Genomic DNA, 20,882 nt, shown 5'->3' on the forward strand with positions numbered 1-20,882 from the left:
TAGGCACCATATAAAACCAGTGACAATGGAAAACCAACATCACCACGGCCATCACCCGGAAAACAAACCGGAAGATGTGCATGCAATGAAAGAAGCTCATGAGCATCATCATGGGCATGCCGATGACCATGGCGGCCATGACAAACATGCAGGGCACCATACTGAAGATTTCTTAAAACGCTTCTGGATTTGTATGGTCATCACCATCCCGATCCTGTTGCTGTCCCACATGATCCAGCAGTGGGCGGGTTTTAACTGGACATTCTCTGGTGACAAATATGTGCTTCTGGCCCTTGGCACCATAATCTACTTCTATGGAGGGTGGCCATTTTTAACCGGTCTTGTCAGGGAGCTGAAAAGTAAAACCTTAGGCATGATGACGCTGGTAGCGGTTGCCATCACGACGGCCTACTTATATAGCTCGGCCGTCGTGTTTGGACTGGAAGGCATGGACTTCTTTTGGGAGCTTGCAACCCTGATTGATATTATGCTCATTGGGCATTGGCTGGAAATGAAATCCCAGATGGCTGCTTCAAAAGCCTTGGAATCCCTGGTAGCCTTGCTGCCCTCAGTTGTCCATGTAGAAAAGGACAACCAGGTAACTGATATCCCTTTAAAAGACCTTCGCACCGGGGACTCGTTACTTGTCAAACCAGGAGAAAAGGTAGCTGCTGACGGATTGGTCATTGATGGCATCTCTTTTGTGAACGAAAGCATGCTCACCGGCGAAAGTGTGCCTGTTCAAAAGCAGAAGGACAGTAAAGTGATTGCCGGCGCTATCAATGGTGACGGTGTAATAAAAGTCCAGGTCACCGGTGCAGGCAATGATAGTTACCTGCAAAAGGTGATCAATATGGTCAAAACTGCCCAGGGTGCTAAATCAAATACACAGAATCTGGCAGACCGGGTGGCTGGCTGGCTAACATTGGTTTCAATTACAGTTGGTATCGTTACTTTCATTGTCTGGTATACCGGCGGTCAGGATCTTGCATTTGCCCTGGAAAGAATGGTTACTGTGATGGTAACTTCCTGCCCGCATGCATTAGGCGTGGCCATTCCCCTTGTAATCGCTATTTCAACAACCTTGTCGGCAACACATGGCCTTTTGATCCGCAACCGCACGGCCTTTGAGAATGCCCGTAAATTAACAACAATCATCTTCGATAAAACGGGCACACTTACCAAAGGCTCTCATGAAATTCAACAGATTATACCAGTTGATGATCAGCTATCATCAGACCAGATTTTGCAGTATGCCGCAGCGGTACAACAAAATTCTGAACACCACATTGCCCACGGGGTGATCAGGAAATTGAAAGAAAAAAAGCTTGAACTCTGGGGGTCTACCGATTTCAAGTACATGCAGGGCATTGGCGTGACCGGCATCGTAAATGGAAAGGAAGTGGTAGCAGCCGGACCTAATTATTTCAAGCATGAAAGTAAACCAATACCTGCCATTCCAGACCAGGTTGATCAGGCCACCGACACGTTGAATTTCGTACTTGTTGATGGCAAGCTGGTTGGTCTGATCACCTTTGCAGACAGCATCCGGGAGAATGCGGCCCAGGCTATTGCTGAATTGAAAAAGATGAACATCAAATCATTCCTATTGACTGGCGACAATGAGAAGATTGCCGAAGCGGTCTGCAAAAAGCTGGACATGGACGGTTATCTGGCAGGTGTGCTGCCACATCAAAAGCAGGACAAAGTCAAAGATTTTCAAAACAAAGGCGAGATTGTGGCCATGACAGGGGATGGTGTAAACGATGCCCCTGCGCTAGCTCAGGCGGATGTAGGCATTGCCGTTGGCTCGGGAACCGATGTAGCCGCTGAAACAGCTGATATCATCCTGGTCAATAGTGACCCCATGGACGTAGTGCAAATGATCACCTTTGGCAGGGCGACATACAGAAAAATGGTGCAGAACCTAGCTTGGGCCATTGGCTACAACGTAATAGCCATTCCATTGGCTGCCGGTGTTTTATACCCATCCTTCATGTTAAGCCCGGCAATGGGTGCGGTCTTAATGAGTGCATCCACCATTGTCGTGGCCATTAATGCAAAACTGCTTAAAGTGAATTAAGGAAAGTTTTTAATACATAATGGCATAAAAATTTTAAGTACATCCCACTGAATTTCAACAAAATAAACCACTTATTTAAATAGCAAACACATGAAACCAACGTACAAAATTTTAGGACTCGCTGCAATGATAGCCTTTTCGACTGCCTGTTCGGATGATGACGATAACAATCAAATTTCCATTCAGGCCCATGACGAAAATCAAATGATGATACTTATGCATCAGATGATGGATGAGATGCATACCATGAAAGTGACGCAAGATCCCGATATCGATTATGCAAGTATGATGAGAATGCATCACATGGGTGCTATCGACATGGCAGAGCTGGAATTGAAGTCCGGGAGCAATAGCGAAATGAAGGCAAAAGCCCAGGCAATCATTGATGCCCAGCAGAAAGAAATATCAGAATTTGATTCTTTCCTTGCAAACGCTAAGCCCACTACCATGAACATGGACTTTCATATGAAAATGATGGAAGGAATGAACCGCATGGGCAAGCAATCGGACCTTCAAATCATCAATGGGAATATAGACCAGGACTTTGCAACCTTAATGATCGAACATCACAAAAGTGCTACCGAAATGGCACAGATGCACTTATTAATGGGGAAAGATGCTGGCTTGAAAGAAATGTCTTCCATGATCATTGAAGAGCAGAACAAAGAAATAGCCGATTTCCAGACTTGGCTGCTGACTAATAGAAATAATTAACCACGAATCTAACCTTAATTATTATGGCACATCAACAATTTAAAGAATGTATCGATGCTTGTGTGGCATGCGCTATCGCTTGTAGCCACTGTGCAACTGAATGTTTGAAAGAAGAGCACGTAGGACATATGGCAAAGTGCATCCAACTTGATTTAGAGTGCGCCGCTATCTGCCGTGGTGCAGCCGAAGTAATGAGCCTTGGCAGCAGTTTTAGTGCGCACCTATGCCGTGTATGTGCAGATGCCTGCAATGCTTGTGCAGAAGAATGCGAAAAACATGCGGAAATGGGCATGGATCACTGCCGCCAGTGTGCAGAAGCTTGCCGCAAGTGTGCTCAGGTTTGTGAAGAAATGGCTACTCCGGTCTGAAACCCTGGTTCGTAGCTACTAAAACAACTATGCGATCTGACTAAAGTAACCAGAGCCGATAGTTGAGTAATTGAATGTTAATAATAATTCATGGTACTTATGAAATTACTGGTTGCTAAAAAGGCCAATCAGCAATTATGTCTCATTAATTGATTTAAAAATACGTTGAGAATCCAAATTGAAATCCGGCAGTCTGCGAGGCCGGATTTCTTAATAAATCTGTATGCCGTTCATACCGGTAATTTGCCCGGATAACTGTTTGCGCCGATGGCCTGAAACTGATAGCCGGAACCAGTGCATACATGTGATCAGCTATTCTGAGCCCAAGCTCCTGAAAATTTCCTACGTTGTAATCTGCATATTCCAGGCGCAGGGCAATATTGAGCACACTTTCAGACCAGCCCAGCATTTTACCTTTTTTTATTGGCTGGACGATATCCAGAAACCCACCTTGCTGACGGTTGCCAAATTGCTGGATGTAAGTATCGGGAACATCGACATATGCCCAAACCCATTCACCGTTCAGGTAGGTGTCTTTCAGAATTGTCGAATTGATATCTAAGGCAATAAAGTTAAGGTGCCTTTTCTTGTCAAGGATAATTCCGTCATCTTTGAACTTGTTATAGACTCCTCCCATCCACGATATCCCAATCTCCGCGATCTTCCTATGTTTCAAAGCCATTTTGATGGTCTTCAATGGAACTCCATTAAAGCTTTCTTCGAACCGATCCCCATTGGCCTTACTGGCCGGAAACCAAGTCCGGTTCTGATTATTGTTGATAATGTTGTCATCAAACCCGTTGGATAGATAGGCCTCATAAGCCCAAACCCAGTTCTTTCTTGAATACTTGCCAAAAACCCCAAAGCCCACATTGCTCCACGTACTGGGAATGATGGTTGTCGATGAGACCGGTCGGCTTACAAATTCCCATTTGGGGCCGTCATGGTTTTGGTTGAAAGAGCCGATCGGGTTCATGATCACCCCGCCCCGCAGGTTAAATAGCGGGTTAAATTCCAGGTCTAAGGCAGCAAATTCGATATTGATTTCTCGGCCTCCTTCCTCAAATTCAATTTCAGTCATAAACTTGATGCGCTGCCGGATACTTGCGGACATGAACATCGTAAGCCGTGGCAATTGGAAAGAAAGGCCATCACTTACCCCATCTGTGCTGAAATAGCTACTGTTGGCTTCCAGGTACCCGCCTAGCGAAACGGGCAACTTTCCCATTTGTAAGAACGGCCGGTTATAGACCGCGTCCATATTCAGTTTTAGCTTGCTGGAATCCTGCTTGACGCGGGTAAAGAAAAAACTGGTATCGGTCTGCCCGTAAACGACCTGGCAAATAAAGATCAGATAAAGGGAAAATAGATGTTTCTTCATGCCAATAGAATGTAGATCGAGTTTTCATCACTACGGACGCTGAATTTTCTTAAATCCTCTTTTGCAGGACCCTTAGTCACCTTTCCACTGCGGTCGTACTCACTGCCATGTGCAGAGCATGAAAGCGAGTCACCGTGCACGCTGACTTCATTACCTTGATGGCTGCATTTGAGCCAAACTGCGGTGTATTTGTCATTACCGTCGTCATAAACGGCCACAGGAAATTTCAGGTTTTCCACATTGACAACCACAACCTGACGTGCTAGTTTCTCACCTGACTTTTTTGTTTGAATAAATGAATCCTTGGGAAAAGAAATGGTCTTGTCCGAAACGGCGCCTTGCACCGAATAGACGCTGGCGCATCCGGTTAGGGAAAAAGTTGCGGTTGAGATTCCAAGGCATGAAATTCCGCAGGCCGTAATGAATTGCTTTCTGTCCATTTTACAGGGATTTTAAAAATTTGATAAGATCTGCCTGCTCACCCTGAGCCAGCTTTTTGAAACGGTCCCGGCTCGCACCCGCTTCCCCACCATGCATTTCGATAGCCTGCTCGATACTTCTTGCCCTGCCATCGTGCATCAGAAAGTACTGCCCACCTTGCGAGTTAGGCGACAGACCAAGCCCCCAAAGTGGTGGCGTTCTCCATTCGGCGGTTTTTGCGCTCCCTTCAGTATAACCATCATCGAGTCCGCTGCCCATATCATGAAGTAGCAGATCGGTATAGGGATGAAAGGCTTTATTGGAAAGGGCTGCTATCGGGGAAAGCCCCGTTTTTAGGGTTTGCTTGTGGCAACCCTGGCAACCCAGGTCTATAAACGTTTGCTTTCCCTGCTGTACCTGCGTGTCGTTTTGGTCCCTTTGGATAGGCGCTTTTAAGGTTTGTAAATAAAAGACCACATTGTTAATCGTCAGGTTTGAAATTTCGGGATCTATTTCTTGGCCTGAGTAGACATCATTGGGTGCAAAAGCAGAGCTGATCCCAATATCCTGGCTGTATGCATTTACGGTCTGGTGAAGCAGACTATAAGCCGCTGCTTTCTTGCCGAAACGATGGATGTATTTGCCATTCTTGGGGACTGCATTGGGCAAGGCATTTATAAATGATGGCAGGGTACTATAATTAGGCACGCCTGATATCCCATCTTTATCTATGTCAGACGGATCGGCCATCGCCAAAATATCTTCATCGGAAACCAGCTCAATAAACCCAAGTCCTGTATTAGAAGGAGGCGTAAATCTGGAAAAAGTAGCCCCGGCTGGGATCGACTCAGGGGTATAGCCAGGGATTGCCCTGTTTTGAAGTTGCGGCCCTCCCAAATGCAGGAATTTATTGCCTGTTTCATCCGTTTGCCCGAACCTGGTCAGGGTCGTAAACAATGTACCCTTTCCATCACCTGCATGGCAGCTTCCACAGCTTGTGGCTACAAAGACAGAACCTAAACCGGTCTCCCTGGTAAAAATTTCATCGTTGAAAGCCGCATCGCCTGCTAAAAACCGGGTCTTTTCCGCTGATGAAAGCCCATCAATCGGGCCGTCCAGGATCTGGTCGTCAGCTGGTACACTTGGCGTGATACGCTCACACGATACGATCAAGATGGCTTCGAGAATGATTGTGAAAATAAGTAACCGTCTATTCATTTAGATTATTCTTAACAAAGTTTTAGATAAGCCTAAATTTTTTATAAAGGTAGTTTAAATTTTTACAATGCAAATATTTGGCATAAAAAAACCTCCGGATGGAGCCCGGAGGTTTGCTATTGCATCAGAGTAGGTTAGATATTTTTTCTTTGAATGCGGAAAGCATTTAAGATCGCCAGTAGCGCTACGCCAACATCAGCGAAAACAGCCTCCCACAAAGTTGCGATCCCGCCTGCACCTAAAAGCAGGACGATTGCCTTTACAGACATAGCAAGGATAATGTTTTGCCAAACAATAGAGCGCGTGATCTTACCAGCCCGGATGGCAGAAACAATCCTGGATGGCTGATCATTCTGGATAACCACATCCGCTGTTTCAATAGTCGCATCAGATCCCAGCCCGCCCATGGCAATGCCCGCATCGGCAAGGGCGACAACGGGGGCATCATTGACTCCGTCCCCGACAAAGGCCAAGCGTTTGCCCGCATCTTTGAAGGCCTGTACTTTCTCAACCTTGCCTTCCGGCAACAAATCCCCATATGCTTCATCGATGCCCAGTTCTTTGGCCACTTTCTGGGCAACAGCATTCTTGTCGCCAGAAAGCATTACCGTCTTGATGCCCAAGGCATGCATATCCTTGATGGCCTGCGCGGCATCTTCCTTGATTTCATCGGCAATGGTGATGTAGCCAGAATATTTGCCGTCAACTGCTACAACGACGATTGTCTCCTGAATCTGCTTGATATCATCAGGGTAAGAGATTGAGAATTTATCTAGTAATTTCAGATTACCGGCTAGCAGCTCCCTACCTGCAACCTTGCCCTTTAAGCCATGCCCAGCTATCTCTTCTACATCGGTAGGATCTTCCAATTTTTTACTTTGCTGGTACTCGATAACCGCCCTTGCCACCGGGTGCGTGGATACATTCTCCAATGATGCGGTCAATCTTAGGAATTCTTCCTTGTCCATATCACTAACAACCTGCTGTACTTTGAATACCCCTTTGGTAAGTGTACCCGTCTTGTCCATGACAATGGTGTCCACCTTGGTCATCACATCCAGGAAATTGGAGCCTTTAAACAAAATTCCATTCCGGGAAGCCAGGCCGATGCCGCCAAAATAGCCCAGGGGAATAGAAATCGTCAGCGCGCATGGACAGGAAATAACCAGGAACACCATACCTCGGTAAAGCCATTGATTGAACACATAGTCATCTACAAAAAAGTAGGGAAGCACCGTAATGGCCAGCGCCAAAAAGAAAACAATTGGCGTATAAATTTTAGCAAACTTGCTGATAAAAAGCTGTGTCGGCGCTTTTCTGGCCGTAGCATCCTGCACCATTTCCAGTATCCTGGAAAGCTTCGAATCCTTAAAAGCAGTTGTCACTTTTAGTTCGATCGGCCTGTCCAGGTTGATCATCCCGGCTAGCACTGCGCTTCCCTTTTCTTTGGTATCCGGCTTGGACTCGCCCGTCAGCGCAGCAGTATTGAAACTGGCCGATTCCGTCAGCAATTCACTGTCAAGGGCAACTTTCTCACCTGGCTTGACCATGATGATATCGCCTATGGCAGCATCAGATGGGTTAATGACTTTATTGCCCTCGCTTCTCTTGACTGTCACCTTATCGGGACGAACGTCCAGCAATGCTTTGATAGAACGTTTGGATCGGTTAACAGCCAGATCCTGAAAGAGCTCGCCCAGCTCGTAAAAGATCATCACAGCAACGCCTTCGGCAAACTCGCCAATATAGAACGCCCCAAGCGTGGCAGTTGTCATCAAGGTGAATTCGTTGAAAAAATCTGCGCGCTTGACCCTTCTGAACGCAATTTGAATTGTTTTGTAGCCTGCCAGCACATAGGCAGCCACCATTAACCCAATCTCGACGGGCTTTGCCACCGGGATTTCGAGCACTTTGCTTACCAGCAAAAAACCAAGCAGGATTACAAGGCTCAGCCATAATGCCCAGCGGCTTTTAATCAGGCTCTCGCTACCCCCTTGACCGCTATGATCGTGCCCGTCGCCTTCACTGTGGTCGTGGTCATCATCATCTTCCCCTTCTGCATGATCATGGCCTTCGTGTTGTTGTTTTTTTGCTAATTCTGTATCAATTGGCTCCTGCTTTTCAGGCTCCTTGTTTTGGCTTTTTTCCATGATATAGTCCCTTTTAGATTTCTACAATAAAGTTTAATATGGCCAGGCCAATGAGAGTCAGCCCGGTGATGAGCTGCTCGTAGTGTTCTAACCAGTGTATATTGATACTTTTAATCCCTTTGCTTCCCAGACTCACCATCAGCATCATACCTGACAGGGTCAGCACATTGTAGATCAACACAATTGTCAAAACCGCATACCATCCAATTGCCCCCGCGTTTAAGAAATAGGCATTGATCTCAAAACAGGGTGACAAGAACATCATCAGCATCAGTGACAGAAGTATCCTGCGGTGGCTGCCATATTTCAATAACTTTTCATCGATATGGCTATGTGCCTGTTGCCGGTAATGCTGCATGATAAACCAAGTTCCCAAGAGCAGTAAAAACAAGGGTACAATTTTGCTTGCAATAACGCTTTGGTTCTCTGAAAGCTGAAAGCCTGCAAAGCTGACCATCAAACCAAAGATGGTCGTACTTAATGTATGCGCCGCCCCGGCCAAAAAGGTCGTATTTAAAACCTGCCTTTTGTTCCACCCCATAGACCTGCCAATGGTCACAAAAGGGAGCCAATGGCTGGGGATCAGCGCATGTATCAGGCTAAGTGCTATACTGCCAAGAATGATCTGGTTCATAGGTTAGTGGCCTCCTTCTTCTTCCTCAGAATTTTTAAGTGTTGACAGCAGCGCATAGGCTCCCTTAAGCACAATCTTCTGGCTCTCAAAGCCCTGCGGGGATTTGATCTGGGTATACCCGTTTTCTGATACGCCCTTGGTCACCTGGATCATTTCAAAAGTCGTTCCCTCAGATTCCTTGGAAGTACTATCAGTGCCAGCGGCTTCCGGGCGCTGTATGAAAACATAGGATGCACCTTCAAAATCAACAATGGCTTGATCAGGAAGGGCAAGCACTGGATTTGCTCCTATCTCAATCACTGCCTTCACAAAGTTTTGCGGCAACAAGCCTGGCTCGTCTTTTTCAAGGTGGCAATGCACACGCACGGTTCGGTCTTCATTGATTTTCTGGTTGATCAGGTAAACTTTTGCCAGGTACTCTTTGCCAGGGTTGTTACTAACCGTAAAGCGCACCAGCTGGCCCAACTTGATTTTAGGGATATCCTGCTCAAAAATGGAAAGCTCCACGTGCAAATGGTCGGTGTCAACGATTTCAAACATGACATCGGTCGGGTTTACATACTTACCAAGGTTCACATTCACAGTCGTGACAGATCCGCTAATAGGGGAATGTATTGTCGCGCTATTGACAATGGTGCCTTTCTGTAAAGTACTCAGGTTTATACCTGCCGTAACAAGCCTTTCTTTTAGGCCCGCCAGTCGTGCTTTCTGGGTCTTTACCTCCGATGTTGCTTGCTGCAATACTTTCTGAGCGTTGATATTTTCCTTGCTCAATTCCAGCTGACGGCTGTACTCTTGCTGCGCATATTCGAGTTTACTTTCCGTTTCCAAAAAGTCTTGCTGGATTTGAATAAAGTCAGGGTTTTCGATTGTGGCCAGCACCTGGCCTTTCCTGACGTGCATACCCTGTAACAGCTCAGTTTTTCTTACAAATCCGCCCAATGGTGCTGATATGCTCACAAGATTTTGGGGTGGGATATCGATCACACCATTAGCCGTGACAACAGCGCTCAAATTACGGGTGCTGGCTGTGCCCAGCTCAACACCTGCCGTCTCATACTGTGCTTTTGTGAGCTCGACCACATTGCCTTCGCCCTCATGGTGCTCTTCGTCCTGATGGGCTGTCTCTGCCTCCTGCTGCTTTTCCTCCTGTTTCTTACCACAGGCCCAAATCCCTGTCAGAAGAAACAAGACAATTAATATGTTTTTCATTGTATGGATCATTGTAATGATTGATAATTTAAAAGAGTCATTGCCGCCCAGCGAGCAGAAATTCAATTTCTATGACCGACTGGTTATAACTGTCAAGTAAGTCCAGGTAAGTAGACCTGATGTTTAAAGCCCTTGTGAGTGCCTGCGAGAATTCAACATAGCCAATTTCGCCTGCTTCATAAGCCTTTGTGGCATTGCTTGCAATGACACCGGCCAAAACCAGTGTTTTTTGCTCATATAAAGCCAGGCTCTGGCTCGCGCTCTGGTAGGTATGAACTGCCTGCTGAAAACTGCCTTGTAGCTGCAACCTGGCAAGATCCACTTGGTTCTGCGCCACCTTTTCATTGAGCTCCGAGGCTTTAATGCGTGCTCTGGAGGCACCGTTAAACACGGGGATTGACACGCCAAGCTGAAAACCCTGGAAACGCTTTCCAGCCCCATAAAAAACTTCGGTCCCGTTGATATTTTGTCCCCCAATTAAAGACTGGTTGAAGTATCCTATGCTGAAATCAGGTAGCAGACTGGTACGCGCAACGGCTGTTGCCTGTTTTTCGATGGCAACTTGTTGGCTTAGATACTGCAAATAGGGATTTAAACTAATACCCGATGTATCTGTCAGTATCTGACCAAACTCACGTCTTGCCAGCGTGTCTGTCTTGGCTTCCACCAACCCCGTGCCATTGACAAGCGTCTGCAGTTGCCGTTGTAAGACTAACAAATTACCCCGGTTTCGAATAATCTGTGCCTGGATTTCCCCCTGCTCACTTTCGGCCACCGAATATTCAAGCTGGCTTGTTTCGCCGGTCTTGAAACGCAGAGCTGCGGCCTTGACAAACCGGTCTGCCCGCAGGCCCTCGGCAATCAGCAACTGTTGCTGCTGTTTGAAGCGTACCTGCTGATAATAATTGCTTTTGATTTGCCGGATTAACTCGGCCTTAGTCACTTCAAGCCTGGCTTGTACACCGTTGATCTGAGCGGACAATAGTGCCTTTCTTTTGTTGCCGACCTTCGGGTGGGGCAAACTTTGGGAAATATTGAACTGGTTATCAAACCTGTTGCTATTGTATTGCCCGCCCATCCAGGAAATATCCGTTTTTGCAATTTCGACAGAAGTACCAACCAATGAACGTTGGTAATCGATTTGGTAAATACTCGCCTTTACTTCCAGGTTTTTGTCGGTTGCTTCTTTAATGGCTGTTTCCAGTGAAATTTTCCTGCTCGCAAGTGTGGAATCCTGTGCTTGGGCTGCTGGGGCGGAAAAGGTAAATGCCGCAAAAACAACCAGAAGTGCCCCGGTCTGTTTAATGGCAGCACCACCGAAACGCTTCTCGACGATCAGGTAGAGTACAGGAAGTACCAGCAGCGTCAAAAGTGTTGCCGACACGAGGCCCCCGATTACCACGGTCGCCAGTGGCCGTTGCACTTCCGCCCCTGAGCTGTTAGATAGGGCCATTGGTAAAAATCCAAGTGATGCCACCAGAGCAGTCATCAATACCGGGCGAAGACGGGTCTCAGTTCCTTGAAAAATTACCTGCCTTAAGTCGGTCATTCCGTCTTTACGAAGAGAATTAAATTCTGCGATCAGCACAATGCCATTTAATACGGCCACGCCAAAAAGGGCGATAAAGCCGATGCCAGCTGAAATACTGAAAGGCATTCCCCGTAGTGAAAGGGCAATGATACCGCCAATTGCTGAAAGCGGGATCGCTGAAAGGATCAACAGGCTTTGGCGCAGCGAGTGAAATGTAAAATAGAGCAGGACAAAAATTAGCAACAGCGCGATCGGCACTGCAACACCCAAACGGGTGTTGGCCTCCTGCAAGTTTTGGAACTGGCCCCCGTAGGTGGTATAGTAACCCGTAGGCAGTTTAATTTGGTTATCAATTTTAGTTTGAAGCTCCTTTACTATGCTTTCTACATCCCTGCCACGGACATTGAATGCCACCGTTATCCGCCGTTTTGCATCCTCCCTTTGGATCTGGTTAGCGCCTGTTTTCATCTCTACGGTAGCAATCTGGCTCAGCGGGACTTGCTCTCCGTGCGGTGTAGTCACAAATAAGGCTTGCACATCTTCAAGGGCTTGCCTGTTTTCGCTTTTAAGCCTGACTACCAAATCATACCTCTTTTCACCTTCATAGACCAGGCCTGCACTGCTTCCAGCAAAGCCCGTATTAATGGTGCGGTTGGCATCTTCAATGCTGATGCCAAACTGCGACATACGGGCACGGTCAAAATTAACCACGATTTGTGGCAGACCGCTTACTTCTTCCACATACAAATCTTCGGCACCTTCAACAGAAGCAACCAGTTTGCCTATCTTGGCTGCCTGCTGGGCCAGTACATCCAGGTCTTCTCCAAATATCTTGATCGCGACATCCTGTTTTACACCTGAGATCAGCTCATTGAACCGCATCTGGATAGGCTGTTGAAAACCAAATGTTACGCCTGGGATGGTCTGGGTAAGGGTGGCCTGCATTTTTTCTGCGAGCTCTTCCCTTCCTTTGGCTTTTGTCCACATGGATCTTTCTTTTAATATGACCATTACATCTGCGGCTTCTACCGGCATGGGGTCTGTGGGGATCTCCGAAGCACCGATCTTGCCAACCACTTCCACGACTTCATCTGGAAAATTCTTTCGCAGCACGCCAGCCGCCTTCTGGACGGCATCCACGGACTCAGATAGCGAACTACCCGTCAGCACTCGCATCTCGACAGCAAAATCACCTTCGTCGAGCTGTGGGATAAACTCGCCACCCATATTCAAAAACATCCATAGGCTGATACCAAAAAGTGTCAAAGCACTCGCGACCACAATCACCCTTCTACGAAGTGCAAAGGCTAATGCAGGTAGGTAGAGCCGGTGAAAAAAGGCAATAATGCGGTCTGAAATATTGGGCTTATGCTCATTTTGCTTGCTTAAAAACAAAGCTGACACCATCGGCACGTAAGTCAATGAAAGAATGAAAGCGCCGAGTATGGCAAAACTTACGGTTTGCGCCATGGGCCGGAACATCTTTCCTTCAATGCCTACCAGGGCAAGGATCGGCAGGTAAACAATCAGGATAATAATTTCACCAAATGCAGCCGAGTTCCTGATCTTGGAAGCGGATTCATAGACCTCATTATCCATTTCCTGCTGGGAAAGCCGGTGGGTATATTTCTTTCCCATGATGTGGTGCAGGGTGGCTTCAACAATGATAACGGCACCATCGACAATCAGGCCGAAATCAATTGCGCCCAGGCTCATCAGGTTACCTGACACACCAAAAAGGTTCATCATACTGACCGCAAAAAGCATTGCCAGCGGGATTACCGAAGCAACTACAAGCCCGGCGCGAAGGTTACCTAGCAGCAGGATCAGCACGAAAATGACAATAAGAGCACCTTCGATCAGGTTTTTTGAAACGGTGCCAATGGCATTGTTGACCAGTTTGGTGCGGTCCAGGAAAGGCTCGATGACTACGCCTTCCGGAAGCGATTTGCTGATCTGCTCTATCCTTTCCTTTACATTGCCGATTACCTTGGCAGCGTTTGCTCCTTTAAGCATCAATACCAGCCCGCCTACCACTTCGCCTTCATCGTTGCGGGTCATTGCGCCATACCGCACGGCGGTGCCGTACTGCACCGTTGCGATATCGCGGATCAGTATGGGAAGACCGTTTGAAGTTTCTTTGACCTGGATACTTTCAATGTCTTTCAGGTTTGTGATCAGTCCCTCGCTTCTGATAAAATAGGCATTGGGCTTTTTGTCAATGTAAGCCCCGCCGGTATTTTGATTGTTGCGTTCAAGTGCCGAGAATATCTCAGCCATCGAGATCTGGGCACTTCTTAATTTGAAAGGGTCGATTGCTATCTCGTACTGCTTCAAAAAACCGCCAAAGCTGCTTACGTCTGCAATCCCTTCGGTGCCCAAAAGCTGCCTTCTGACAATCCAGTCCTGGATGCTCCGCAGCTCCATAGGTGGGTACTTCTTCTCGTACCCTTTTTTGGTGTGCAGAACATACTGGTATATTTCGCCAAGACCGGTTGTTACCGGCGCAAGCTCGGGCGATCCGGCGCCTGGCGGTATCTGCTCCACAGCACTTTGCAGGCGCTCTGAGACCTGCTGCCGCGCCCAATAAACATCAATATTATCTTTGAAAACGATGGTTACGACTGACAGTCCAAACCTTGAAATTGAGCGAATTTCCTCCGTGCTCGGGATGGTGGCCATGGCCGTCTCAACAGGAAACGTAACTAAACGTTCTACTTCCTGCGCGGCCAGGGAAGGGCTGCTTGTAATGATTTGTACCTGGTTATTGGTAATATCCGGCACTGCATCAATGGGCAGCTGAGTCAGCGAATAAATGCCCCAGGCGATAAGTGCCAGGGTAAATATGCAGATAACAAGCTTATTATGAATTGAAAAATGAATGACCTTATCTAACATCTGGACTTAGAATTAGTGTAGAATGAGCCTATAACCGTGACTTTAAAAGACACAGCAACAAGGCAAACCATAAATAATGGGTTACACTAAATCCTGGGAGGTTGCCAGATCGATTTCATCTCACCGCCATCATTGCGAGCGGCGTAGGTAAAATCCGGGTCACTAAAAAAAGCAGTAGATGCTACTTCCGGCAAAGACATAACCGGATCTTGGAGCGTTATGCCAGCACAGCATGCACAAATACAAAATGGGGAGCAAAGGTCAACAATGCCCTGATCCTGATGATCGGCATTGGTATTGAGGGTAGTCGTAGTTTGCTCATATGAGACACGCAATACTTCGTCCTGGCATGGAATGCAGGAAAGTACTACCGTGTAAAAAGCTAATATGTAAAGAGCTAATCTCATAATACTGCAAAATTAGCTCAATTAAAAGTGCAACAGGTAGGCAAAAACAAAATAAGATTCGAGCGATCTTTGTAAGTCTAGCACCCTACCACCTATAATAATAGGGCGAATTTCTACTGCTGAGTCACATGAGAAGCAAAAAGGTAATCCCAAACTCACTTAATCGTAATAAACCGGCGAAGTCTCCATACCGCTCATTTATGAAAGTTTCAAAATCATCCAGACCATCGGTTTTGATGATGATCCTTTACGGCATAGTAGGTTCTTTGCTTTTAGCTGCGATCATTTTGAGAATAAGGCATTACTTTATTGCTCATTGAGAACCAACACTCTCATGAAATGTCAAACACTGCTGTGGCAGCTGTTACAGGACTTTGAAAAACGGCGGATCAATTTACATGCACACAGATGTAAGCTGGCTCTCCGAAGGTGACTGAGCGATCGGGTATGCCATCAATGATTTTTGAAATTTTGTATCTTACCAAAATTTCAAAATCCCCACACACGAATGAAGACCTCCCTCTTTCATCTACCACAAAACAAACAAGACCAGTTAAGAGCGCTAACCCAAATTGTACTCGACAAAGTCGCGGCTGAAATGATCATTCTATTCGGCAGCTATGCCCGTGGTGACTGGGTCGAGGATTATCAGGAGAAATACGAGTATGTAAGCGACTTCGACATTCTGATTGTCACCAAAGACAAAAATTCAGCGAAGCAAGTCAAGAAATCGCGGGAGCTGGAAGAGGAACTGATGGCCAATGAAGAAATCACGAGAACGAGCATCATATATCACAGCATTGGTTTTGTAAACGACAAGATCGAGCGGAATTACTACTTCTTTGTCGATATTCTGAAAGAAGGTGTCATGCTTTTCGATTCTGGAAAATTCACCTTATCTGAGCCAAAAGATCTTAATCCGACTCAACGAGTTGAAAAATCGACTGAGGAATTTGAGCATTGGTTCAAATCTGCTTTACACTTTTTAGAAGCTTACGAGATTTTCGTTACAAAGGGTGAGACTGATGTAGACTATTATAAAATCTCAGCATTTCAACTTCATCAAGCCACTGAAAGATTTTATGCAGCGATTTTGCTCGTCTTCACCGACTACAAGCCAAGAATCCATGACATTGAGATACTGGGAAATCAGGTCGTTAAGCAACACGCCGAGCTCGCGAGTGTCTTTCCAATGTATACCGAGGAGGAGAAGCGGCTGTTTTTGCTTCTCAAAAAGGCGTATATAGATGCGAGGTATAACCGGAATTACAAGATTGAGAAGTCGGAGTTGGAGTTTTTGGGGAGTCGGGTGGCTTTGTTGAGAGATTTGACGGAGCGGATTTGTCGAGAGCGGATTCGGCTTCTTGGTCCCGAGTTTTACCCAAAATCTTAATTTGGGAGTAATAGCTTTAATAAACCTCAAATTTATTCAATTTAATGGCTAATATCATTTCAAACAATTTAAAAGAACGCTTTATCGATGCAAAGCTGGAATTTGTTAGAGAGAATGACGATGGAAAACATCGCCTGGTTTACGCATATTTTGGGCTTGCGATCTATTATGCCCAATGCCTGGAAGAAGAATTTTCCTTGATGTTATGGACGAATCGTATCATTAATAATAAACCATCTTCGAAAGAGGATGTTGAGGCGATTAACGCTGAAATGGATAAGTCAAAAAAAACTATGGGACAATTAATAAATGAAGTAAAGAAAGCTTACGCCATTCAGAATGGGCATGCTCAATTATTGTCAAATTTATTAGAAAAACGAAATTATTTAGCTCATAAATATTTTAAGCTTCATATAGAAAAATTCTATACCGAAATTGGCCAACTAGAAATGATTAACTTTTTTTGCGATTTTATCGACAAAACAATTGAGTTAATACAAAATATGAACTCTTATTATCAGTTTCAAGTTCGGCGGCTTGGATTTACTGAATCAAAGATCAGCGAGCTTAAAGAAGTACTTAGACAACAAGAATTGGAACGAGTTTCAAACTTATAGTAATTTGGAATAATTATCGTTAAATATATGAAACACCAAGACATTAGGCGTCCTCAAAATATAGAATTTAATGATCTAAAAGTGAGGGTAGAATTATCCGTGCCCACATTTATTTATGACGACGAAGACAATTTGCTCGACATCTTGATCGCACCTACTCTTGTATTACCAGACGGATTCGAAGGGTTGGTAACTGAACTTCCAATAAGCTCACAAATGTTTGATGAGGATATTTACAAAAATTTTGTTCTCCGAAGTAATAGCATTGCGAGATTAAATCGACTCGCAGAGTTAAATTTAGACACACTGATAGGTGTTATAGAAAGATACTTCGCAATCCATCCAGTTGATGAAGTTCTGGATAGAAATGCTGACTGTCGAGTGTTACGAGAGTATAACATACAAGAAAACTTTTCCAAGCTTACATTTGGCAATCTTAGAAACATTCTAAGTTGTATCATTAAAACGGATCCAGATTTGCAAGTTTTTGAAGGACTTAAATCAAAGGAAGACAGAAAAAACTATACAACGGTTTACAAGAACTACATAGAAGATAGAGACTCTTTTACACATGGAATTTTGTTCTTTTTGTCGCCAGATTTCATACCGGTGCTAAGAATTAAATCTCAGACAGGTTCATTCAAATATGTTAGTTATGATAAGCCAATTTTTACTGATAATTTATTAACTTACAAATATTTAACTTCAATTTTAGATCACATTAACTTATATCTTCAAAGTAAAATTGAGGGCAGTATAGCTGAATAACCTATCAAAATCCAGACGGATTGCAGCATAAAATCAAGCAGCCTTTTTTAGTGGATATCGGTACGGATCTAACACCTGAGGCAAATTAGTATCTATCTGGTTGCTGTAAACTCCATCAATCACCCGATAGGCCGAAAGCTTATCATCAGGATACTGAAAATATGTCAAATCCATAATCTCATTTTCATTCAAACCGGGAATCATCCAGGACAGTGCAGCGTCACCTTTCAAAATCAGTGGCTGTCGCTTCCCATCGTTATGTATCGCTCCGAGCAAAGGACTCGCGTCCTGCGTGACAATGGCAAAAGTATTCATACCCTTCCAGGTCGAGTAGATCCCCCCCATAGCGAAAAACTTTTTTTCCAATGGTTTGATGTACCAGGATTCATAATTCTTCTTGTTGTTCAAATCCGGATAGTGAGGCTCGAAAAATCCCGTACAGAGCACCAGGCAGCGATTGTGATTCGCATACTTCCGGCATGTTAAAAGAAGTGACCATTGACTGCAATCTGGCAATGACCGACGATGAGCGGGTAAAGCGAATCGAGGCGCTGTATCAGCAAACGCTGTTTAACCTCGCGTTTTCCAAGGCATTTTGTAACGAGTCGGCGGTACTGGCGGCTGCCAGAATGAAGGAGAAAGAGGATGCGACAACCGGCCGGAGACTGCACGGCATAAATTGAAAGCAATGAGACATTTATTGATACTTATTCTATTGGGCACGATGCTTATTTCCCTAAATCGAGCATCAGCCCAGACACCGGAAGTCACTCAGCTAATTCTGAATATCCAGAAGCTAAACCAACTTCGGAAAATCCTGAAAGAGCTGAAAGCGGGTTATGATATTCTCTTCAAAGGTTACACAACGATCAAGGATATTTCGAAAGGGAACTTCAAGTTGCACGAAGCCTTTCTGGACGGATTACTGGAAGTGAGCCCAGCCGTAAAACGCTACAAAAGGATTGCCGAGATCATCGACTTTCAACTAAAACTGGTCTCCGAATATAGGGCAGCGTTCGGCCATTTTCAATCTGGGAAATACTTCAACAAGGATGAACTTGATTATATGGAGCGTGTCTATGCCCGGTTAATCAACCAAAGTTTGAAAAATCTGGATGCTCTAACTATGGTCGTGACAGCCAAGAAAATGAGAATGTCTGACGATGAACGTCTGTCAGCCATTGACAAAATCCACGAAGAAATGCAGGACAAGCTTGTCTTCCTGCGTCACTTCAATTCCACCGCGGCAACACTTGGCATGCAACGTGCCAAAGTTTCGGTTGAAGTTGAATCGAGCGCACAGTTAAACGGCATCCAGCTCTAATCTCAAAATTATGAATGCATTTAAAAGAGCCGCTTTGATAGCGGTGTTAGCTACCGCTTTGCCCCAACTTTCCTTTGCGCAAGGTTTTCCGGAACAGATCAACGGCCTGCATAGTGTGCTTGACAAACTCTACGACGAGATGATGCCCATGTGTGCGAAGTTGATTAGCGTCGGACGCGGTATCGCTGGCTTTGCAGCAATATGGTATATCGCCTCACGGATCTGGCGGCACCTGGCTAACGCGGAGCCGATTGACTTCTATCCGCTTTTCAGGCCATTTGTAATAGGCTTTGCTATCCTAATTTTTCCGTCAGTTCTGGCCATGATCAACGGCGTCATGTCTCCAGTCGTCCGAGCTACGTCTGCGATGGTCGAAGGATCGAACGAGGCAATCACTTTGCTGTTGAAGAAGAAAGAAGAGGCGATTATGAAGACTAATGCCTGGCAAATGTATGTCGGCGCAACTGGGAATGGCGATCGGGACAAATGGTACAAGTACACGCATGGAAATGAAGATCCATCTGGTGAAGGCATCATGGCAAGTGTTGGCAATGACATCAAGTTTTCAATGGCCAAGGCATCCTACAATTTCCGGAATTCCATCAAAGAATGGATGAGCGAAATACTCAGGCTGCTATTTGAAGCGGCGGCACTTTGTATCAACACGCTCCGCACATTTCAATTGATCGTCCTTGCCATTGTTGGCCCGATTGCATTTGGGATTTCAGTTTTCGATGGTTTCCAACACACGCTCACTGGTTGGATAGCCCGCTACATTAATATCTTTTTGTGGCTACCTGTCGCCAACATTTTCGGCGCAATCATTGGCAAGATTCAGGAGATGATGCTTACCCTGGATATAAGCCAGGTAGAAGGCTCGGGCGAAACTTTCTTTAGCTCCACAGATATGGCTTACCTGATCTTCTTGGTCATTGGCATCGTGGGGTACTTCGCAGTGCCAGCGACGGCCAACTTCATCATTCAGGCGGGAGGTGGTAATCCATTCCTTTACAAAATTACGACCCTTTTTTCGCAAACCGCCACTGGCTTTGGCAACCGGGCCTTTCCAGCGAGTGGTGGCTTTGGCTCACTACCGAGAAACACAGCGATACCAAAATCTCAAAACCAATAACCAAACAATGTTATGTTTACGAAAGCCAAAAATTTGGAAACCGCATTCCGACATGTGCGCAGCTTTACATTGCTTGTGATCATCGGCTGTATAGGTTTCTGCTGCTTCGCCATCTATAAAAGCTATCAGCTCGTGGATGAAACGCAGGACAAAGTGTACATCCTGGCAAGCGGAAAAGTGCTCGATGCTTATGCCTCAGAGCGAAAGGAGAACATTCCGGTCGAAGCCCGCGATCATGTTGCCACTTTTCACCGCTTCTTCTTTACACTCGACCCTGATGACAAAGTGATCCAGTCTAACCTGGTCAAAGCACTGTATCTGGCCGATGGATCTGCGAAAGCCCAGTATGAAAACCTGAAAGAGTCAGGGTTCTATTCCAGCATTATTTCCGGAAATATCAGTCAGCAGATCAGCGTGGACACAGTCGAAGTTAAAACGAACGATTATCCATACCGCTTTCACTGCGTAGCATCCCAGCGAATCATCCGATCAACCAGCATTGTCACCCGAAGGCTAGTGACAGAAGGATTTCTCAGAACCGTATCCCGTAGCGACAATAACCCTCACGGGTTTCTGATCGAACGCTGGACAACACTTGAAAACAAAGACATCAATGTACAAAACAGGTAAGC

General features: G+C 45.6%; 19 protein-coding genes. 10 read left to right on the forward strand and 9 right to left on the reverse strand.

Features of this window, described 5'->3' with window-relative positions:
* Positions 1-25: 25 nt before the first annotated feature.
* The 3 genes from HWI92_RS11775 to HWI92_RS25715 all read left to right on the forward strand — a co-directional run bounded on the left by HWI92_RS11775 (position 26) and on the right by HWI92_RS25715 (position 3,165).
* Positions 26-2,083 carry a heavy metal translocating P-type ATPase gene (locus HWI92_RS11775; protein ID WP_204664498.1) on the forward strand — a complete coding sequence of 686 codons (2,058 nt, stop codon included), beginning with the start codon at positions 26-28 and terminating at the stop codon, positions 2,081-2,083.
* Between the two features lie 90 nt (positions 2,084-2,173).
* Positions 2,174-2,797: a DUF305 domain-containing protein gene (locus HWI92_RS11780; RefSeq protein WP_204663978.1), complete on the forward strand. Its 624-nt coding sequence runs from the start codon at positions 2,174-2,176 to the stop codon at positions 2,795-2,797.
* A 23-nt stretch (positions 2,798-2,820) separates the two neighbouring features.
* A complete protein-coding gene (locus HWI92_RS25715; RefSeq protein ID WP_204663980.1) occupies positions 2,821-3,165 on the forward strand; it encodes a four-helix bundle copper-binding protein in 345 nt (114 codons plus the stop codon).
* 154 nt (positions 3,166-3,319) lie between these two features.
* Here HWI92_RS25715 and HWI92_RS11790 read toward each other — a convergent pair whose 3' ends face one another.
* The 8 genes from HWI92_RS11790 to HWI92_RS11825 all read right to left on the reverse strand — a co-directional run bounded on the left by HWI92_RS11790 (position 3,320) and on the right by HWI92_RS11825 (position 15,016).
* Entirely contained in the window at positions 3,320-4,546 is a 1,227-nt protein-coding gene (locus tag HWI92_RS11790) for a hypothetical protein (protein WP_204663982.1), read from the reverse strand.
* A complete protein-coding gene (locus tag HWI92_RS11795) occupies positions 4,543-4,986 on the reverse strand; it encodes a QcrA and Rieske domain-containing protein (protein WP_204663984.1) in 444 nt (147 codons plus the stop codon). Before HWI92_RS11795 ends, HWI92_RS11790 begins: the two co-directional genes overlap by 4 nt.
* Before the next feature lies 1 nt (position 4,987).
* Positions 4,988-6,184, reverse strand: a complete 1,197-nt coding sequence (locus HWI92_RS11800; protein WP_204663986.1) for a di-heme oxidoredictase family protein — start codon at positions 6,182-6,184, stop codon at positions 4,988-4,990.
* A gap of 134 nt (positions 6,185-6,318) precedes the next feature.
* A complete protein-coding gene (locus HWI92_RS11805; RefSeq protein ID WP_204663988.1) occupies positions 6,319-8,334 on the reverse strand; it encodes a heavy metal translocating P-type ATPase in 2,016 nt (671 codons plus the stop codon).
* 13 nt (positions 8,335-8,347) lie between these two features.
* Positions 8,348-8,968 carry a hypothetical protein gene (locus HWI92_RS11810; protein ID WP_204663990.1) on the reverse strand — a complete coding sequence of 207 codons (621 nt, stop codon included), beginning with the start codon at positions 8,966-8,968 and terminating at the stop codon, positions 8,348-8,350.
* A gap of 3 nt (positions 8,969-8,971) precedes the next feature.
* Entirely contained in the window at positions 8,972-10,180 is a 1,209-nt protein-coding gene (locus tag HWI92_RS11815) for an efflux RND transporter periplasmic adaptor subunit (protein WP_204663992.1), read from the reverse strand.
* Between the two features lie 37 nt (positions 10,181-10,217).
* A complete protein-coding gene (locus HWI92_RS11820; protein ID WP_204663994.1) occupies positions 10,218-14,609 on the reverse strand; it encodes a CusA/CzcA family heavy metal efflux RND transporter in 4,392 nt (1,463 codons plus the stop codon).
* 86 nt (positions 14,610-14,695) lie between these two features.
* Positions 14,696-15,016 (reverse strand): DUF6660 family protein, encoded by a 321-nt coding sequence (locus HWI92_RS11825; RefSeq protein WP_204663996.1) that lies wholly within the window; start codon positions 15,014-15,016, stop codon positions 14,696-14,698.
* A 508-nt stretch (positions 15,017-15,524) separates the two neighbouring features.
* On the opposite strand from HWI92_RS11825, the gene HWI92_RS11830 reads away from it, so the two are divergent.
* From HWI92_RS11830 to HWI92_RS11840, 3 genes are read left to right on the forward strand one after another with little or no spacing between them, the layout of a single operon-like run.
* Positions 15,525-16,409 (forward strand): HEPN domain-containing protein, encoded by an 885-nt coding sequence (locus HWI92_RS11830; protein WP_204663998.1) that lies wholly within the window; start codon positions 15,525-15,527, stop codon positions 16,407-16,409.
* A gap of 44 nt (positions 16,410-16,453) precedes the next feature.
* On the forward strand, positions 16,454-17,026 hold the full coding sequence (locus HWI92_RS11835) for a hypothetical protein (protein ID WP_204664000.1): 573 nt from the start codon (positions 16,454-16,456) through the stop codon (positions 17,024-17,026).
* Positions 17,027-17,053: 27 nt separating this feature from the next.
* Complete coding sequence (locus tag HWI92_RS11840) at positions 17,054-17,794, forward strand: hypothetical protein (RefSeq protein ID WP_204664002.1); 741 nt, start codon at positions 17,054-17,056, stop codon at positions 17,792-17,794.
* 33 nt (positions 17,795-17,827) lie between these two features.
* Here the strand turns inward: HWI92_RS11840 and HWI92_RS11845 are convergent, their stop codons facing one another.
* Positions 17,828-18,310 carry an SOS response-associated peptidase family protein gene (locus HWI92_RS11845; protein ID WP_262897699.1) on the reverse strand — a complete coding sequence of 161 codons (483 nt, stop codon included), beginning with the start codon at positions 18,308-18,310 and terminating at the stop codon, positions 17,828-17,830.
* Here HWI92_RS11845 and HWI92_RS11850 point away from each other — a divergent pair.
* From HWI92_RS11850 to traK, 4 genes are read left to right on the forward strand one after another with little or no spacing between them, the layout of a single operon-like run.
* On the forward strand, positions 18,274-18,477 hold the full coding sequence (locus HWI92_RS11850) for a hypothetical protein (protein ID WP_204664006.1): 204 nt from the start codon (positions 18,274-18,276) through the stop codon (positions 18,475-18,477). The genes HWI92_RS11845 and HWI92_RS11850 overlap by 37 nt on opposite strands.
* Before the next feature lie 41 nt (positions 18,478-18,518).
* Positions 18,519-19,118: a TerB family tellurite resistance protein gene (locus HWI92_RS11855; RefSeq protein ID WP_229249331.1), complete on the forward strand. Its 600-nt coding sequence runs from the start codon at positions 18,519-18,521 to the stop codon at positions 19,116-19,118.
* Positions 19,119-19,128: 10 nt separating this feature from the next.
* Positions 19,129-20,250 (forward strand): conjugative transposon protein TraJ, encoded by a 1,122-nt coding sequence (gene traJ / locus HWI92_RS11860; protein WP_204664010.1) that lies wholly within the window; start codon positions 19,129-19,131, stop codon positions 20,248-20,250.
* 12 nt (positions 20,251-20,262) lie between these two features.
* Entirely contained in the window at positions 20,263-20,880 is a 618-nt protein-coding gene (gene traK / locus HWI92_RS11865) for a conjugative transposon protein TraK (RefSeq protein WP_204664012.1), read from the forward strand.
* The last annotated feature ends 2 nt before the right edge of the window (positions 20,881-20,882 follow it).

The organism is Dyadobacter sandarakinus (assembly GCF_016894445.1).
In the GTDB taxonomy this organism is placed as follows: domain Bacteria; phylum Bacteroidota; class Bacteroidia; order Cytophagales; family Spirosomataceae; genus Dyadobacter; species Dyadobacter sandarakinus.

Bases quoted from the DNA above. Each gene is read 5' to 3' on its own strand.
- HWI92_RS11835 (WP_204664000.1), top strand. From the start codon at position 16,454: ATGGCTAATATCATTTCAAACAATTTAAAAGAACGCTTTATCGATGCA.
- HWI92_RS11855 (WP_229249331.1), top strand. From the start codon at position 18,519: ATGCTTATTTCCCTAAATCGAGCATCAGCCCAGACACCGGAAGTCACT.
- traJ (WP_204664010.1), top strand. From the start codon at position 19,129: ATGAATGCATTTAAAAGAGCCGCTTTGATAGCGGTGTTAGCTACCGCT.
- HWI92_RS11790 (WP_204663982.1), bottom strand. From the start codon at position 4,546: ATGAAGAAACATCTATTTTCCCTTTATCTGATCTTTATTTGCCAGGTC.
- HWI92_RS11840 (WP_204664002.1), top strand. From the start codon at position 17,054: ATGAAACACCAAGACATTAGGCGTCCTCAAAATATAGAATTTAATGAT.
- traK (WP_204664012.1), top strand. From the start codon at position 20,263: ATGTTTACGAAAGCCAAAAATTTGGAAACCGCATTCCGACATGTGCGC.
- HWI92_RS11810 (WP_204663990.1), bottom strand. From the start codon at position 8,968: ATGAACCAGATCATTCTTGGCAGTATAGCACTTAGCCTGATACATGCG.
- HWI92_RS11800 (WP_204663986.1), bottom strand. From the start codon at position 6,184: ATGAATAGACGGTTACTTATTTTCACAATCATTCTCGAAGCCATCTTG.
- HWI92_RS11780 (WP_204663978.1), top strand. From the start codon at position 2,174: ATGAAACCAACGTACAAAATTTTAGGACTCGCTGCAATGATAGCCTTT.
- HWI92_RS11815 (WP_204663992.1), bottom strand. From the start codon at position 10,180: ATGAAAAACATATTAATTGTCTTGTTTCTTCTGACAGGGATTTGGGCC.
- HWI92_RS11805 (WP_204663988.1), bottom strand. From the start codon at position 8,334: ATGGAAAAAAGCCAAAACAAGGAGCCTGAAAAGCAGGAGCCAATTGAT.
- HWI92_RS25715 (WP_204663980.1), top strand. From the start codon at position 2,821: ATGGCACATCAACAATTTAAAGAATGTATCGATGCTTGTGTGGCATGC.
- HWI92_RS11775 (WP_204664498.1), top strand. From the start codon at position 26: ATGGAAAACCAACATCACCACGGCCATCACCCGGAAAACAAACCGGAA.
- HWI92_RS11830 (WP_204663998.1), top strand. From the start codon at position 15,525: ATGAAGACCTCCCTCTTTCATCTACCACAAAACAAACAAGACCAGTTA.
- HWI92_RS11825 (WP_204663996.1), bottom strand. From the start codon at position 15,016: ATGAGATTAGCTCTTTACATATTAGCTTTTTACACGGTAGTACTTTCC.
- HWI92_RS11850 (WP_204664006.1), top strand. From the start codon at position 18,274: ATGTTAAAAGAAGTGACCATTGACTGCAATCTGGCAATGACCGACGAT.
- HWI92_RS11820 (WP_204663994.1), bottom strand. From the start codon at position 14,609: ATGTTAGATAAGGTCATTCATTTTTCAATTCATAATAAGCTTGTTATC.
- HWI92_RS11795 (WP_204663984.1), bottom strand. From the start codon at position 4,986: ATGGACAGAAAGCAATTCATTACGGCCTGCGGAATTTCATGCCTTGGA.